17 protein-coding genes are annotated in these 15,216 nt (G+C 70.8%); 8 read left to right on the plus strand and 9 right to left on the minus strand.

Features of this window, described 5'->3' with window-relative positions; genetic code table 11:
* The first annotated feature begins 119 nt into the window (after positions 1–119).
* The gene (locus AB0K12_RS07960; protein ID WP_364556633.1) at positions 120–716 is read left to right on the plus strand and encodes a sigma-70 family RNA polymerase sigma factor; all 597 of its coding nucleotides are present in this window, start codon (positions 120–122) and stop codon (positions 714–716) included.
* On the plus strand, positions 713–1,444 hold the full coding sequence (locus AB0K12_RS07965; RefSeq protein WP_364556636.1) for a zf-HC2 domain-containing protein: 732 nt from the start codon (positions 713–715) through the stop codon (positions 1,442–1,444). Before AB0K12_RS07960 ends, AB0K12_RS07965 begins: the two co-directional genes overlap by 4 nt.
* A 125-nt stretch (positions 1,445–1,569) precedes the next feature.
* On the opposite strand, the gene glyA is transcribed toward AB0K12_RS07965, so the two are convergent.
* The 4 genes from glyA to AB0K12_RS07985 all read right to left on the minus strand — a co-directional run bounded on the left by glyA (position 1,570) and on the right by AB0K12_RS07985 (position 5,468).
* The gene (glyA, locus tag AB0K12_RS07970; protein WP_364556639.1) at positions 1,570–2,820 is read right to left on the minus strand and encodes a serine hydroxymethyltransferase; all 1,251 of its coding nucleotides are present in this window, start codon (positions 2,818–2,820) and stop codon (positions 1,570–1,572) included.
* 435 nt (positions 2,821–3,255) lie between these two features.
* Positions 3,256–4,188 carry a YihY/virulence factor BrkB family protein gene (locus tag AB0K12_RS07975; protein ID WP_364556642.1) on the minus strand — a complete coding sequence of 311 codons (933 nt, stop codon included), beginning with the start codon at positions 4,186–4,188 and terminating at the stop codon, positions 3,256–3,258.
* Between the two features lie 91 nt (positions 4,189–4,279).
* On the minus strand, positions 4,280–4,654 hold the full coding sequence (locus AB0K12_RS07980; RefSeq protein WP_364556645.1) for a YccF domain-containing protein: 375 nt from the start codon (positions 4,652–4,654) through the stop codon (positions 4,280–4,282).
* 52 nt (positions 4,655–4,706) lie between these two features.
* Entirely contained in the window at positions 4,707–5,468 is a 762-nt protein-coding gene (locus tag AB0K12_RS07985; protein ID WP_364556647.1) for a TIGR03084 family metal-binding protein, read from the minus strand.
* Positions 5,469–5,486: 18 nt separating this feature from the next.
* On the opposite strand from AB0K12_RS07985, the gene AB0K12_RS07990 reads away from it, so the two are divergent.
* From AB0K12_RS07990 to AB0K12_RS08010, 5 genes are all read left to right on the plus strand, one after another.
* Positions 5,487–5,675, plus strand: a complete 189-nt coding sequence (locus AB0K12_RS07990) for a hypothetical protein (protein WP_364556650.1) — start codon at positions 5,487–5,489, stop codon at positions 5,673–5,675.
* Positions 5,676–5,758: 83 nt separating this feature from the next.
* Positions 5,759–5,842 (plus strand): putative leader peptide, encoded by an 84-nt coding sequence (locus tag AB0K12_RS07995; RefSeq protein ID WP_311132608.1) that lies wholly within the window; start codon positions 5,759–5,761, stop codon positions 5,840–5,842.
* A gap of 109 nt (positions 5,843–5,951) precedes the next feature.
* Positions 5,952–7,640, plus strand: a complete 1,689-nt coding sequence (locus AB0K12_RS08000) for a nitrite/sulfite reductase (RefSeq protein WP_364556653.1) — start codon at positions 5,952–5,954, stop codon at positions 7,638–7,640.
* Between the two features lie 181 nt (positions 7,641–7,821).
* Positions 7,822–8,550, plus strand: coding sequence for a phosphoadenylyl-sulfate reductase (locus AB0K12_RS08005; protein WP_345387240.1), 729 nt, complete (start codon positions 7,822–7,824; stop codon positions 8,548–8,550).
* A 59-nt stretch (positions 8,551–8,609) separates the two neighbouring features.
* The gene (locus AB0K12_RS08010) at positions 8,610–9,308 is read left to right on the plus strand and encodes a sirohydrochlorin chelatase (protein WP_364557747.1); all 699 of its coding nucleotides are present in this window, start codon (positions 8,610–8,612) and stop codon (positions 9,306–9,308) included.
* A gap of 215 nt (positions 9,309–9,523) precedes the next feature.
* Here AB0K12_RS08010 and AB0K12_RS08015 read toward each other — a convergent pair whose 3' ends face one another.
* Positions 9,524–10,240: a DUF1707 domain-containing protein gene (locus AB0K12_RS08015; RefSeq protein ID WP_364556657.1), complete on the minus strand. Its 717-nt coding sequence runs from the start codon at positions 10,238–10,240 to the stop codon at positions 9,524–9,526.
* Positions 10,241–10,423: 183 nt separating this feature from the next.
* On the opposite strand from AB0K12_RS08015, the gene AB0K12_RS08020 reads away from it, so the two are divergent.
* A complete protein-coding gene (locus AB0K12_RS08020) occupies positions 10,424–11,764 on the plus strand; it encodes an ankyrin repeat domain-containing protein (protein WP_364556660.1) in 1,341 nt (446 codons plus the stop codon).
* 113 nt (positions 11,765–11,877) lie between these two features.
* Here AB0K12_RS08020 and AB0K12_RS08025 read toward each other — a convergent pair whose 3' ends face one another.
* The 4 genes from AB0K12_RS08025 to AB0K12_RS08040 form a co-directional block, all read right to left on the minus strand.
* The gene (locus tag AB0K12_RS08025) at positions 11,878–12,456 is read right to left on the minus strand and encodes an HD domain-containing protein (protein WP_364556662.1); all 579 of its coding nucleotides are present in this window, start codon (positions 12,454–12,456) and stop codon (positions 11,878–11,880) included.
* Positions 12,457–12,671: 215 nt separating this feature from the next.
* Positions 12,672–13,226, minus strand: coding sequence for a hypothetical protein (locus tag AB0K12_RS08030; RefSeq protein WP_364556665.1), 555 nt, complete (start codon positions 13,224–13,226; stop codon positions 12,672–12,674).
* Positions 13,227–13,585: 359 nt separating this feature from the next.
* Positions 13,586–14,476, minus strand: a complete 891-nt coding sequence (locus tag AB0K12_RS08035; protein ID WP_364556668.1) for a maleylpyruvate isomerase family mycothiol-dependent enzyme — start codon at positions 14,474–14,476, stop codon at positions 13,586–13,588.
* A gap of 154 nt (positions 14,477–14,630) precedes the next feature.
* Positions 14,631–15,188 (minus strand): sigma-70 family RNA polymerase sigma factor, encoded by a 558-nt coding sequence (locus tag AB0K12_RS08040; protein WP_364556671.1) that lies wholly within the window; start codon positions 15,186–15,188, stop codon positions 14,631–14,633.
* Positions 15,189–15,216: the final 28 nt, after the last annotated feature.

The following is a 15,216-nucleotide window of genomic DNA, read 5'->3' on the forward strand; positions in this document are numbered from 1 at the left end:
CCGAGCCGACTCTACGCAAGTGCTCCCCGGCCATGCAATCGCATTATCTTCCGGCGTTCGTTGAACCGTGTCAGGGCGGCCGGCCGTACCACCTGCCGACGGACTGAGAAAGGGGAAGCATGCGAACCAGCACGTATCCCCCGCCCTCGGCCGAGGGAGCCGCCCCGTTGGGCAAGCCGCGCTTACGCCACTGGATCCGGCGCGTACGCCCGGACGACGAGGTGGTCGTCTCCGCGCTCTACCGGGAATACCACAGGCCGCTGCTGGCCTTCGTGATCCGGCTGACCGCGGGCGATCGGCAGTGGGCGGAAGACGTGGTGCAGGAGACGATGATCAGGGCGTGGCGCAGTGCGGAGCGGCTCGATCCCGACGCGGTCTCGCTGATGCCCTGGCTCGCCACGGTCGCCAGACGTATCGTGATCGATGACCGGCGGCGAAGGGACGCCCGCCCCCAGGAGTCGGGCGCCGCACCGCTGGAGAGCCTGCCCGTGCCCGACGAGATGGAGGGACTGCTGCATCAGGTGGTCGTGTCCGAGGCGCTGAAGGCGTTGTCGCCGGCACATCGCGAGATCCTCAACGAGACGATCCTGCGGGACCGGTCGGTCAACGACGCGGCCGCCGCCCTCGGCATCCCCGTGGGCACCGTGAAGTCCCGCGTCTACTACGCCGTCCGCGCGCTCCGCATCGCACTGGAGGAGAGGGGGGTGACGGCGTGACTTCGAGGGTCGAGCACACCGACGTCGGCGCGTACGCGCTCGGGCTGCTGGACGAGGACGACCGGCTGGCGTTCGAGGCCCACCTGCTGGGCTGCAACTCCTGCCGGTACGAGCTGCACGAGCTGTCCGGCGTGGCGAACGTGCTCAACGGCATCGCCCCCGTCGAGGCCCCCTACCCCCCTTCCGCTGACCGCCAGGACGACGTGGTGGGCCTGCTGCGGCGCAAGAAGGCGGCCGACCGGCGGGCCCGCAGGGGGACGTTCCTGATCGGCATGGCGGCGGCGGTCACGCTGGTCGCAGGGGGGCTGACGATCGGCACCCAGCTCGACGCGGGCGACGCGGCGACGCTCGCGCAGGGCCAGGGCGGTCGCATGGGCACCGACATGGGCCCGGCGGAGCAGTTCTACGCCGAGGGCCGGCCGATGCAGGGCAAGGGGGTCGACGGCGTCACCGGGGGGCTGGTGGTGGAGTCGAAGGGGTGGGGCACGCACGCGGCGCTGAAGCTCGCGGGGGTGAAGGGGCCGCTGCAGTGCGAGCTGGTCTCGGTCGCCAAGTCGGGCGAGCGCAGGGTGATGACCGGGTGGTCCGTACCTCCAGCCGGGTACGGAGTGCCGGGGTCGCCCGACCCGCTCTACATGCACGGGGGCAGCGCGACGCAGCTCAAGGACATCGACCACTTCGAGGTGGTCACCTCGGGAGGCAAGCGGCTGCTCACCATCCCGGCCTGAGCGGCCGCGCCGCAAGCCGTACGTACCACCCATGATCGACGGGGCACTCCGGCCTGCCCCGCTCGCGACAGCGCCCCGCCGCGCACGGAGCCCGTGCGGCGGGGCGCTTCGCCGTCCGGCCGGTCTTACAGGCCGGGAGCGGGGAACTGCGAGGTCAGCTCGGTGACCTCGTGGTGCACGCGGGTGATGACGTCTTCGGCGTCGCCCTTGGCCACGGCCGTGACGACCTCGTCGATCCAGGCGCCGATCTGCCGCATCTCGTTCTCGCCCATGCCGCGCGAGGTGACGGACGGGGTGCCGATGCGGATGCCGGACGGGTCGAACGGCTTGCGCGGGTCGAACGGCACCGTGTTGTAGTTGGTCTCGAGCCCGGCGCGGTCGAGCGCCTGCGCGGCCGGCTTGCCGCCGATGCCCTTGGGCGTCAGGTCGAGCAGGATGAGGTGGTTGTCGGTGCCGCCGGAGACCAGGTCGAAGCCGCGCGAGGACAGCTCTTCTGCGAGGGCCTTGGCGTTGCGCACGATCTGGTGCGCGTAGTCGCGGAAGGCGGGCTGGGCGGCCTCGTGCAGCGCGACCGCGATGGCGGCGGTGGTGTGGTTGTGGGGGCCGCCCTGCAGGCCGGGGAAGACGGCCTTGTTGAGGGCGGTGGCGTGCTCGTCGGTCATGGCCATGAGCATCGCGCCGCGCGGGCCGCGCAGCGTCTTGTGCGTGGTCGTGGAGATCACGTCGGCGTGGCCGACCGGCGACGGGTGGGCGCCGCCCGCGACCAGGCCCGCGATGTGGGCGATGTCGGCCGCGAGCACGGCGCCGACCTCGCGGGCGATCGAGGCGAAGCCCTCGAAGTCGATGGTGCGCGGGATGGCGGTGCCGCCGCAGAAGATCAGCTTCGGCCGGTGCTCGAGCGCGAGCCTGCGCACCTCGTCGAGGTCGATGCGGCCGGTGTCCTTGCGCACGCCGTAGCGGACCGGGTTGAACCACTTGCCGGTGGCCGAGACCGACCAGCCGTGGGTGAGGTGGCCGCCGAACGGCAGGCCCATGCCCATCACGGTGTCGCCGGGCTGCAGGAAGGCCATGTAGACGGCGAGGTTGGCGGGCGAGCCGGAGTAGGGCTGGACGTTGGCGTGGTTGACGCCGAACAGCGACTTGGCGCGCTCGATGGCCAGGGTCTCGACCTGGTCGATGACCTGCTGGCCCTCGTAGTAGCGCTTGCCGGCGTAGCCCTCGGAGTATTTGTTGGTCAGCACCGTGCCGGTGGCCTCGAGCACGGCCTTGGACACGTAGTTCTCGGACGCGATCAGCTTGACGGTGTCGGCCTGACGCCGCTCTTCCGCCTGGATGAGCTGGGCGATCTGCGGGTCGACGCTAGCGAGAGAACCCATGACTCTCCTGTCATCTTGACGATCTGCGAAGACCCAGGCGCACGGCCTCCGCTCCTTTCGCTCCCTGGTGGTCGTTCCCACCTGATGCGCCAGTCGCGTCTCGCCCTAGACGATAGCGGATGTGACGAGGGCTTATTTCTTCGTGATCACCACGTTGGCGTAGTGCCCGAGGTTCTTCATGTCCAGGTCGGCCGTGGTGGCGGTCTTGGGCACGCGGCGGAAGACGGCGAAGAACCGCGCGCCTTGAGGCGGCCGGTTCGCGCGGCGCAGGCGGTCCCGCGGGCGGGACGATCACCGGCGTCCAGGTCTCCGACACGGCCTGGGTGCGCGACCAGCGAGCCCCAGGAGAACACGTCGCGGGCGGGCGTGACGTGCTCGCCCCTGGCCTGCTCGGGAGACATGTACGCGGGCGTCCCCGTCGACCGCGCGGAACGGCTATTTCGCCCGGCCCACGCCCGGCCAGAGCCGGTCGACCTCCGCGTTCAGGATGGCGCCGATGAGCACGGCCAGCGCGGTGATGTAGAGCCACAGCAGCAGCGCGATGGGCGCGGCCAGCGAGCCGTAGACCGAGACGGGCGAGAACCAGGCGGCCAGCACCTCGCGCAGCACGGCCGCGCAGACGATCCACAGGAACAACGCCAGGATGGCCCCGGGCAGCTCGCGATACCACTTCGTCCGCACCGGCACACTGACGTGGTAGAGCACGGTCAGGAACAGCACCGAGCCGGCGATGACGACCGGCCAGTAGAGCACGTCGATGAGCACGCCGTAGTCGGCGGGCAGCGCGTCCCTGATGAGAGTAGGGCCGACGACGAGGATCGGCATGACGATGATGCCGATGATGAGGCCCACGACGTAGAGGCCGAACGACATGAGGCGGGTGCGGATGATGCCCCGCTCCTCCCCCAGCCCGTACGCCACCGAGATGAGATCGACGTAGACGTAGAGCGCCCGCGAGCCCGACCACAGCGACAGCAGGAAGCCCAGCGAGATGATCGACACCTTGCCCGCGTCGTCGCTGAGCACGTCGGTGATGAGCGGGTTGATGACTTTGTTGACCGCATCGTCGGTGAACAGCAGGCCGGCCTGCTGGATCACCCACGCCTTCACCTCGCCGACGACGCCGGGGCCGAGCCACGTGCCGAGCTTGCCCAGCACGCCGATCAGCCCCAGCACGAACGGCGGCAGCGACAGCAGCGCGAAGAACGCGGCCTCGCCGGCCAGGCCGGTGACGCGGTAGGTGACGCCGGCGTTCGTGGCGGCGCGCACGATCGCCCACGACTTGGTGTCGAGCACCCAGCTCAGCCTGGCCCTGGCATGGGTGACGAGCCCTCGTTTGGGCCGGGGAGGGGCTTCGGTGGACGTCATGGCACCCAACGGTATTCGCAGTGACTCTGTGGGACAGCTTACGTCCCCGCCTCTGCCCTAGGCCCCCTACACGATGCTCCTGATCGGGCCCCTAGTCGTTGTCGACGATGCGCGCGCCCAGCGGGAGAAGGGAGACCGGGATGAGCTTGATGTTCGCGACGCCCAGCGGGATGCCGATGATGGAGATGAACAGCGGGATCGACGTCACCACGTGACCGATGGCCAGCCAGATGCCCGCGAAGATGAGCCAGATGACGTTGCCGATGGTCGAGAACACGCCCGCGTCCGGGTCGCGCACGACCGTCCTGCCGAACGGCCACAGCGCGTACGCGGCGATCCTGAACGAGGCGATGCCGAACGGGATCGTGACGATGAGGATGCAGCAGATGATCCCGGCCGCGACATAGCCGAGCGCCAGCCAGAGACCCGCGAACACCAGCCAGATGACGTTCAAGATTGTGCGCATGCTCACAGGATGTCATCGATCATGCCGGTCGCGTATCCGGAATGACCCTGACTCATCCCCTGGGCGCGCGGCCCTTTCCGGGGGGTCCCGCGAACGCCTGGGCGATCTCCATCCAGGCCCGCGCAGGCTCGCCGGCCAGTTCCAGGCCGGTGTCGGACAGGTGGGCGCGCTGGGTGACGGCCAGGCAGAAGCCGAGCAGCGTCCCGCGTACGGACGAGGGCGCGTCCTCGGGGCCCGCCGTCCAGGTGCCGCCGCCGGGCATCGCCAGCTCCACGCGTACGGGCTCTTCCGGCACGGGCAGGCCGCGTACGGCGAAGCTGAACGGCCTGGCGCGAAAGCCCAGCATGGCGACGTGCCGCAGCCGGTCGGCCGGCTCCCTGACGACGCCCAGCGCGTCGGCGACGTCCTGGCCGTGCGCCCACGTCTCCATCAGCCGCGCGGTCACGAACGAGGCGGCCGACATCGGCGGCCCGAACCACGGCACCCGCTCGCGCGCCCCCAGCCCCGCGAACACCTCGAGCGACCGCCCCCTGGCCGCGTCGAACCAGGCCAGCAGCTCCGCGGGCGGCATGCCCCGCGACTCGGCGGCCAGGTCGTCCACCGAGCCGGCGCCCGCCGGCAGCGCGGCGAAGGCGCCGGGATCGGTGACGGCCAGCACGGCCGCGTCGTCGAACCACGCCAGGTGGCTCACCTGGTCGCGCACCGCCCACCCCTCCGCGGGGGTGGGCCGCTCCCAGTCCGCGTCGTCAGGGGAGGGCAGCAGCGCGCGCAGCGCGTCGGTCTCGGCACGCAGGTCACCGATCAGCTCGGCCATGAGGTCCATAATGCAAGCGTGATCTGTGACAGCTGCAAGGACAAGCGCCATGGCGACTGCCGGGGCGGCTCCTGGTGCGACTGCCAGCATCGGGTCATGTCCCGCCCGTCAGATCAGGACGCGACGCAGGAACTCACCGGGGACCTCACCGGGGAGCTCGGCGAGAGCGCCCCTGAGCCGTCCGTCAACTGGCAGCGGCAGGGATGAGACAACTCGGGGGACGAGGGGACACTATCCCACACTCTGGACCCCGTCTTGGACATCTCGGACAGCGAGAGTACTCTCGAATCATGCCAGCGGACCCCATGCTCGTCGGTCGACGCCACGTCGACCTTCAGCGTGTCCGCAGTGCCATCTGTTGCGACGCCCGCTAACCGACATCTGTTTTTTCCGCTGAGCGCGTCGCACTTCTCCACTCCAGCCCTGCCCTCGCCGACGAGGCAGGAGGAACGTTGCGCGCGCCCATGATCAGAAGGACGCGCAATGAGTACCCCTGCCAGCCGCACTCCTGCCAGCCGGCACCACAAACGCCCGCGCGGCGAAGGCCAGTGGGCCCTCGGTTACCGTGAGCCGCTCAACAAGAACGAAGAGAACAAGAAGAACGACGACGGGCTCAACGTCCGGCAGCGGATCATCGACATCTACTCCAAGCGGGGCTTCGACTCGATCGACCCGGCCGACCTGCGCGGACGCATGCGCTGGTACGGCCTCTACACCCAGCGCAAGCCCGGCATCGACGGCGGCAAGACCGCCATCCTGGAGCCGGAGGAGCTGGACGACCGCTACTTCATGCTCCGCGTGCGCATCGACGGCGGCCAGCTCGACCTGGCCCAGCTGCGTACGATCGCCGACATCTCCAACGAGTACGCCCGCGGCACCGCCGACATCACCGACCGCCAGAACATCCAGCTGCACTGGGTGGAGATCGAGTCGGTGCCCGACATCTGGGAGCGGCTGGAGGCCGTCGGCCTGTCCACCACCGAGGCGTGCGGCGACACCCCGCGCGTGATCATGGGCTGTCCGCTGGCGGGCATCGACTCCGACGAGGTGCTCGACGCCAGCGACCAGATCAAGGAGATCTACGACCGGGTCGTCGGCAACCCGGCCTACTCCAACCTGCCGCGCAAGTTCAAGACCGCGCTCAGCGGCTGCCCGGCCCACTGCACCGTGCACGAGATCAACGACGTGGCGTTCGTCGGCGTGGTCAACGAGCGCGGCGAGGCCGGCTACGACCTGTGGGTCGGCGGCGGCCTGTCCACCAACCCGATGCTGGGCAAGCGGCTCGGCGTGTTCGTCAGCCCCGAGAAGGTGGCCGACGTGCACGAGGGCGTCGTGGGCATCTTCCGCGACTACGGCTACCGGCGGCTGCGCCACAGGGCCAGGATCAAGTTCCTGGTCAACGACTGGGGGACGGAGAAGTTCAGGGAGATCCTGGAGACCGAATACCTCAAGGAGGCGCTGCCCGACGGGCCCGCGCCCGAGCAGCCGCGCGACAGCCGGCGCGACCACGTCGGCGTCTTCCCGCAGAAGGACGGCAACTTCTACGTCGGCTTCGCGCCCAAGGTGGGCCGGGTCGACGGCGACAAGCTGCGGGTGATCGCCGACATCGCCGAGCGCCACGGCTCCGACCGGGTGCGCACCACCGTCGAGCAGAAGATGGTCATCCTCGACGTCGCGCCCGAGCGGGTCGAGTCCGTAGTGGCCGAGCTGGAGGCCAACGACCTGCAGGTCAACCCGTCCACGTTCCGCCGCCAGACGATGGCCTGCACCGGCATCGAATACTGCAAGCTCGCCATCGTCGAGACCAAGGCCACCGCGATGGACCTGATCGACGAGCTGGAGCGGCGCCTGCCCGACTTCGACCAGCCGCTGACCATCAACGTCAACGGCTGCCCCAACTCCTGCGCCCGCATCCAGGTCGCCGACATCGGCCTGAAGGGCCAGCTCGTCGTGGACGAGAACGGCGACCAGGTCGAGGGCTTCCAGATCCACCTGGGCGGCTCGCTCGGCGTCAACGCGGGCTTCGGCAGGAAGGTGCGCGGGCTCAAGACCACCGCCAAGGCACTGCCCGACTACGTGACACGCGTCGTGTCCAACTACGACAGCCAGAAGAAGGAAGGCGAGTCGTTCGCCGACTGGGTCCAGCGAGCAGACGAGGCCGACCTGAAATGACCGAACGAGCGGTTCCCTTCCACTGCCCCTACTGCGGTGACGAGGACCTCGAGCCCTACGAGCCCACTGAATCCCACGCGGGCGAGCGCGGGGCGTCCGGGGCGGGAACGGGCGGCGGCTGGTACTGCCGCGCCTGCGCTCGTGCCTTCAAGCTGAAATTCCTGGGGATCGGAGTGAAGATATGACGCTCGTCGACATCGAGGTGGGGCTGAGAGATCAGCGCGGCGTGCTCGACCTGCAGGACATCGTCGAGTCCGCCGCCAAGTTCCTCGAAGGCGCACCCGCGCGGGAGATCATCCGGTGGGCGGCGGCGACGTTCGGCGACCGGCTGTGCCTGACCTCCTCGATGAGCGACGCGCTGCTCATCGACCTGGTGAGCAGGGTCAAGCCCGGCGTCGACGTCCTGTTCATCGACACCGGCTACCACTTCGCCGAGACCATCGGCACCCGCGACGCGGTGCGCCAGGTCTACGACGTCAACGTGATCGACATCAAGCCGTCGCGCACGGTCGAGGAGCAGGACCGCGACCTCGGGCCGCGGCTGTTCGGCCGTAACCCCGACCTGTGCTGCTACCTGCGCAAGGTCGAGCCGCTCAACCGGGCGCTCGAGCCGTATTTGGCCTGGATCTCCGGCATCCGCCGCGACGAGTCGCCCAGCAGGACCGGCACCAAGGTCGTGGAGTGGGACGCCAAGCGGCAGATGGTCAAGGTCAACCCGATCGCCGCCTGGACGCAGGAGGACGTCGACAACTACATCGCCGACAACGGGGTGCTGATCAACCCGTTGCACTACGACAACTACCCCTCGATCGGCTGCGCGCCGTGCACGCGGCAGGTCGCGGAGGGAGAGGATCCGCGCAGCGGACGCTGGGCGGGCCTGGGGAAGGTCGAATGCGGCATTCACCTGTGATCCCCAGCGGGGGACCCGTCCCGTTGGCAGGCGGGGCGGCCCCCGGCCGCGTGCCACTGGTGGCGGTGGCCCACGGGTCTCGCGACCCGCGCGCCGCCGCCACCGTGGCCGCGTTGCTCGACCAGGTGCCGCTGGACGTGCGGGTGGCGTACCTCGATCATTGCGCGCCCTCGCTCGGGCAGGCGCTCAGCGGGCTGCGGGCGGCCGTGGTGCTGCCGCTGCTGCTCACCGAGGCGTACCACAGCCGGGTCGACCTGCCCGCGGCGCTCAACGAGGCCAGGGCGCGCGACCCGCTGCTGCGGGTCGGCTACGGGAGCACGCTGGGCCCGCATCCGCTGCTGCTGTCCGCGCTGGAGCGGCGGCTCGGCGAGGCGGGCGTGCCTGCGGGCGACCCCGGGACGGCGGTGGTGCTGGTGTCGGCCGGTTCCAGCGACGCCAGGGCCAACGGCGTGGTGGCGGAGACGGCGCGGGTGTGGCGGCGGTCCGGCTGGTGGACCGTGACACCCGCATACGCCTCCGCGGCGCGCCCCACCCCCGCGCAGGCGGTGACCGCCCTCAGACGAGCCGGCGCCCCGCGCGTGGTCGTGGCCCCGTACCTGCTGGCCCCCGGCTTCTTCGCCGACAAGGTCCGCCACGAAACCCTGGAGGCCGGCGCCGACGCGGTAGCCGACGTCCTGGGCCCAGCCCCAGAACTGGTCGAGATCCTCCTCGAACGCTACAAAACCGCGCTGAACCAACCGGCCGCCCTGGCCGGCTGACCCCGGGACACCCTGATGGGGCACGCGCACCCCACGGCCGCACACTCCCTATGGCCGGGCAGTGGCGGAGGCCACCCCTCCCATGAGGGCGCCAACCCCACGGCCGCACGCTCCATTACGGCCGGAAGGCGGCCGGGACAGGGGGCCGGTGGCGGAGGCCACCCCTCCCCCACAGGACGTCGGCCACCTGCCGCCGGAAAGGGACAGGTGGGAGGTCAGTAGCCGGGGTGGCGGTTGTCGTTGCGGAGTTGGCGGCGGAGCTCGCGGCCCTCGGCGCGGACCTGGCGGCTCAGCTCGCGCCAGTCCTCGCCGTGGAGCTGGCGCCAGTGCTCGCGCCAGGCCGAGAAGCCGCGCTTGAGTGGCTTGGCCTGCGAGTCGCCGACCACCTTGACGTCGCCCATCACGGCGTACGCCTGCACGCGCACCACGGGGACGTTCGCCCCGACCGGCGCCTGGTCGACCTTGACCTTCTTGTCGCCCATGATGGCCATGCCGTCGAGGTCCACGCTCACGCCGTCGGGGACGATGATCTTCACGTCGCCCATCACCGCGACGGCCATGATCTCGACCTTGTCGGTGCGCACCTCGGCCTCGCGCAGGTCGAGCACGACGTCGCCCATCACCGCGACGGCGCCGAGCTCCTGGTCGATGCGCCAGGTGCCGTGCCGCTTGGAGTCGCCCATGACGGCCACGAACCAGCGCCGCTTCCTGCCTTGGGGCCGCACGGGAGCAGGAGCGGGCGCGGCGGCGCCCGACGGCAGGTCCTGGGTGAGCAGGGCCAGCTCGGCGTGTGTGGTGGCCGTATAGGCTGCTTCGGTACGGTCCGTCAGCTCGGCGAGGGTGAGACGCCCCTCGACCGAGGCGACGCGCAGCTGCTCGACGACGGCCTCGCGCTCGGCATCGGACGCGCGGAGCTCACCGGGATCAGTCATACTCGCAACATATCGCGTCTTGCCCCCGATGCTCCTCCTCCCTGCGGAGGAATACCTTGATACCCCGAAACATGCACATTTCGGATGAGAAGTGAACCGGTCCATGGGCGGGGCACGTATCACGCGATGACACGGACCCCGGTCTGGTCCGGGGCGCGGCCGGACCAGGCTAGGGTCCCTGTCATGCATGAGGAACAGCTCTACCGCGCGGCGTTGAACGGCGAGACCGAGACCGTCGGCAAGCTGCTCGCCAGTGGCGCCGATCCCAACAGGCCCAGCGAGGGCGAGGACGCGGGCCTGCCGCTGTGCGCGGCCGCCGCCTGGGACCGCACCGAGGTGGCCGGCGCGCTGCTCGCGGCGGGCGCCGAGGTCGGCGCCAGGGAGGCGGGCGGCTGGACGGCGCTGCTCTGGGCCGCCGCCAACGGCCACGCCAACGTCGCCAGGGTGCTGATCGAGGCAGGCGCCGAGGTCGACGTCACCAACGACGACGGCGACACCCCGCTCACCCTGGCCGCCAGGCGCGGCGCGCTGGGCGTCGTGCAGGTGCTGCTGGAGGCGGGCGCCGACCACCAGAAGTACGACGGCGACGGCGACACGCCGCTGGAGATCGCCCTCGACTGGGTCGGCGTGCACCTGGAGAGCGCGCTGCTCGACCAGGTGGAGCAGGAGGGCTGGGAATACGTCGTCGCCCGCCAATACGCCAAGGACGGCACCGAGCTGGTCACCGTGGCGGGCCGCTCGGCCGACGGCGCCGAGAGCGAGCAGGTGCAGGCCCAGCGCGGCCACGCGGCCATCGCGACCCTGCTGGAGGACGCGGCGGGCGTCGAGACGCCGGTGGATCAGCTGGTGGCGCGGGCGCTGGCGCACCGCGACGTCGACGAGGACGCCGAGACGTGGTGGATCGTGGCCGACACGCTGGGCAAGCGGGCCGACGACGACACCTACGAGGCGCTGGCCAGGCTGTGCGTGAGCGAGGACGCCAGGGAGCGCGAGTTCGGCGTGGACGCCATCGCGCAGTTCGGGTTCTCCGACGGCGACAGGCCGTACCTCGAAAGGACCCTGCCGCTGCTGGAGAAGATGGTCACGACCGAGGGCAACCCGCAGGTGCTGCGCTCGGTGCTGGCCGCGCTCGGCCACCAGGGCGACCCGCGGGCGCTGCCGTACGTGCTGGACGTCATCGGGCGTCCCGATCACAAGCGCACGATCACCGACCCCATCGCGCTGGCCGACGTGCTGCCGCCCGACCACGAGGAGGGGCTGGCGCTGCTCATCTCGATGAGCGAGGACGACGACTCCGAGATCCGCGACTGGGCGACCTCCGGGCTCGCGGGGCTGTCGGCCGACACGCCGCAGATCAGGGAGGCGCTGGCGGCCCGGCTGACCGACTCCGACCTGCGTACGGTGGCCGAGGCCACGCGCGGGCTGGCCGTGCGCGGCGACGAGCGGGCCGCCCAGGGCGCTCAGCGGGTGCTGGCGGAGAGCGACGACGAGTACGCCAGGGATCTCGTCTCCCAGCCCGCCTGAGCCCGCACAGGCCCTCACAGCCCCGCCCGGGCCCTTGGGCCGGGCGGGAACCGCACCTGGGGCGTCGCCCGGGCGGTCGGCCGCCGTCCATGCAGGAGATGCGGCCGAATCTGTCAGCCGCCGTTGAGCACGTGGGTCACCCAGTCCAGGGTGCCCGTGCTCAGCGCCTCCTCCGCCAGGCGCTTGCCCGTCGTCGTGGTGATCGCCGCGAGCGAGCTGTCGATCCACCCCTGCACGTTCTGGTGTCCCTGCTCGCGGTACTCCACGGCCTGGATGAGGCACTCCAGCTTGTCGGCGTCGCGCGCGCAGACGGCTTCGAGGCTGGCCTTCTCCTCGTACTCGCCCACGGCGTCGCGTAGCATGCCGGCCACCTCGGCGGGCACGTGACGCACCTGGTCGGCGGTGACCTCCTCGTTGGGGGCCGGCTTGAGGTAGAGCTTGCCGACGTACGGGATGTCGGTGATGCGGGTTTCCTGCGTGTCGTGGAAGAGGCTCATGAAGGCGGCCCGCTCGGGGTTCGCCCCTTCCAGCCTGGCGATCACGGCTGCGAGCACGGCCGCGCGGAACGAGTGCTCGGCGATGCTCTCGGGATCGCGTACGCCCGCGACCAGCCAGCCGGTCCGCTTGTAGCGTTTGAGCAGCCCGAACTCGTACATCAGGTCGGCCAGACCGGTCGTGTCGTCACCCGTCATGGGAGACCCCCTCTCGTCTCGTGCTGCCGTCCGGGGGCGCCGTGCCCAGCGGTCACGGCGTCCCCCGGCGACCTGGTCGAGGATTGGCAAGCCTACGTCGCCGCTCCCCGGTTCCTGCGTCGGCCCCGGTAATCGGCCCGGTGATCAGCCCGGTGATCAGCCCGGTGATCAGCCCGGTGATCAGCCCGGTGGTCAGCCCGGTGGCCGGTGTGCCGTCAGTCCCAGTCGGAGGCGCGCCAGTCGTTGCCGTAGTCGCTCTTCAGGCCGTTGCGCCAGCTGTCCCACGGCGCCCACTCGCCGCCGCGGTCGTCGTAGCGCGGCTTGAACTTGATGGGCCGCTCCTTGACCGGCTTGTACGGCTTATACGGCTTGTGCGGCTTCTGGTGCTGGTGCGGTGGCCGGTTCGGCGGCTGGTTGGGCGGCTGCTCGGGCTGCTCGGGCTGCTCGGGCTGCTCGGGCTGCTCGGGCTGCTCGGGCTCTTCCGGCTCCTCGACCTCCGGCTCCTCCTGCTCGGGCAGCTCGCGAATGGGCTCGTGGCGCCTGTCGTCGTGGTGGCGGTGGCCACGGAAGTGGTGCTCGTCGTGGAAGTCGTGGTGGTGGTGATGGTGGTGCCCGCCCCACCAGCGGCGGCCCCACCAGTACGGGCCGCAGCGGCGGTGACCGCACCCCAGCACCGGCTTCTCGCCGGAGGAGTAGGCGACGGCGGCGGGGACGGCGGGCGCGCCTGCGCTCGCGCCGGCGATTCCCTGGCCGACGGGAAGGAGCACCACGCCGGCCGCGGTGGCGGCGAGCGCAAGGCCAGCGATACGCCGGCGCACCGCTGGCCTATGTGGCTTATCGAAATGAACGTGCATCTATTACCGCCCTGGGTAGAACGACCCGAAATCCGAGCCCCCATTTCTCGGAGTACTCGGACAAGGGCAGACGTACCCGCGCACAGAATCCCGTTTACCCGTACTGATCCAAACAACCCGTCAAATCCTTAAGGTTCCGGCGAAGGGGTCGTTGTACCAGAATTTTGGGAGACCGCTGCGCCCTTCCCGGGCGCCTGTACGGTAAAAGACGCACGCTCCGAGCCTTTTCCTATAACGGATAAGCGAGGAGTGCGGAATTAGTCCGATTTCGCAGGTTAAGGGCCGGAAAGAGCGGGGGCGGTGGTGAGCACGTCCCTGGCCAAGGAGAGGTCGCCCTCCAGGTCGGCAGGGAAGTCAGCGGGGTCGCCCCGGCCACCCAGCAGGAAACAGAAGGCCACGACGTCCGCCGTGATGTGCGCGTCAGGCTCCCCCGGCCCGGTGTCCTCCACACCCAGCGCGACCCGCCACTCGCCGCCGCCGGGACCCGTCAGCGTCAGCAGCAGCGTGCGGCCGGAGCCGTCCAGCCCCGACAGCAGCATCGTCCACGGCAGCAGGCGCGCGCACAGGTCGGCCGTCGGATGGATGTGCTCGGGGAGGGGGTCGGGCAGGCGCACCCGCGCCGTCCGCGCGGCGTCGGCCGTGTGGATCCACGTCTCCAGGCCCCTGGCCAGGATGTGGTCCCTGACCGCGATCTCCATGCCGTCGAGCGTGGCGGGGGTGGTGGGCGGCAGCTCGGCCAGGTGCCGGCAGAGCGCGTCGGCCTGCGCCCGCCAGTCCCGCCGCGTCTGCTCGGGACTGCGGGCCCGCTCGTACGCCTGGACGTCGTGCGTACGACCCAGCGAGTCGGCCGCCTCGATCGGCGGGCCCAGCACCGGAGCGCCCACGGAGGCCGCCACCAGGCCGTCCTTGGCCGCCAGGTGAGCCACGAGCTCCTGCAGCGTCCAGCCCTCGACGATGACGCGCGACCAGTCGTCGTCCACGGCGGAGGCCAGCAGGGCGTCCATGGCGGCCACGCGGGCCGCGTACGGCTGCGCCCAGCCGGCGGTGGGGGCCGCGGGGCGGCGCCGCGCGCGGGCCCCGGCCAGGAGCTGGGGCCGCAGCGAGTGGGCCGGCACCGCCGGGTCCTCCATCATCGCGTCCAGATAGAGACGCTCGACGGGGTCCATCACACCTCTTCCTGCGCGTACGCGGCGGTCAGGCCCGTGTGCGGCGGCCCTGGTTCCGGCACGCTTGCTCCATGTCCGCCCGATCTGTGGGGCGACCGGACGTTCATCAGATCTCCTCCGCTCGCGCCCGATCCGTGCGAGGCTCCGGCGCTCATCAGACTTCTTCCTCGGCCAGCTCGTCCGCCAGGCGGCGTAACGCCTGGCGGATGCGGGACTTGGCGGTGCCCTCGGGGACGCCGAGCTCCTCACCCACCTGCCGGTAGGTGCGCCCGCCGAAGTACGCCAGCTCGACGGCCTGGCGTAACGCCTCGGGCAGGGACGTCACCGCCCTGCGCACCCGGTCGGCCTCGTCGGCGGCCAGCACGGTGTCCTCCAGGCGGGCCGGCTCCCGTTCGAACAGCCGGGGCCCGAGCACCGACACCCGCCTGCGCTCCTCCGCGCGCACGTGGTCCACCGCCCTGCGGTGGGCGATGGTGGCCAGCCAGGCGCGCAGCGTGCCCCGGTCGGGGTCGTAGGCCAGCGGCCGCTCCCAGAAGACCAGGAACACCTCCTGCGTGATGTCCTCGGCGATCACCCGGTCCCTGGTGACCCGCAGGGAGAGACCGAAGATCAGCGAGGAGAGCCGATCGTAGACCTCCCCCAGCGCGGACTCATCGCCGCCGACCACCCGCTGGTGCAGAAGGCGGTCGTCGTACGGTGCCTCCACTGGCACCACACTCCCGTGTAATCCGGACCAAGGC

The sequence above is a fragment of the Nonomuraea sp. NPDC049419 genome (assembly GCF_040676995.1).
GTDB classification, from domain to species: Bacteria; Actinomycetota; Actinomycetes; order Streptosporangiales; family Streptosporangiaceae; genus Nonomuraea; species Nonomuraea salmonea.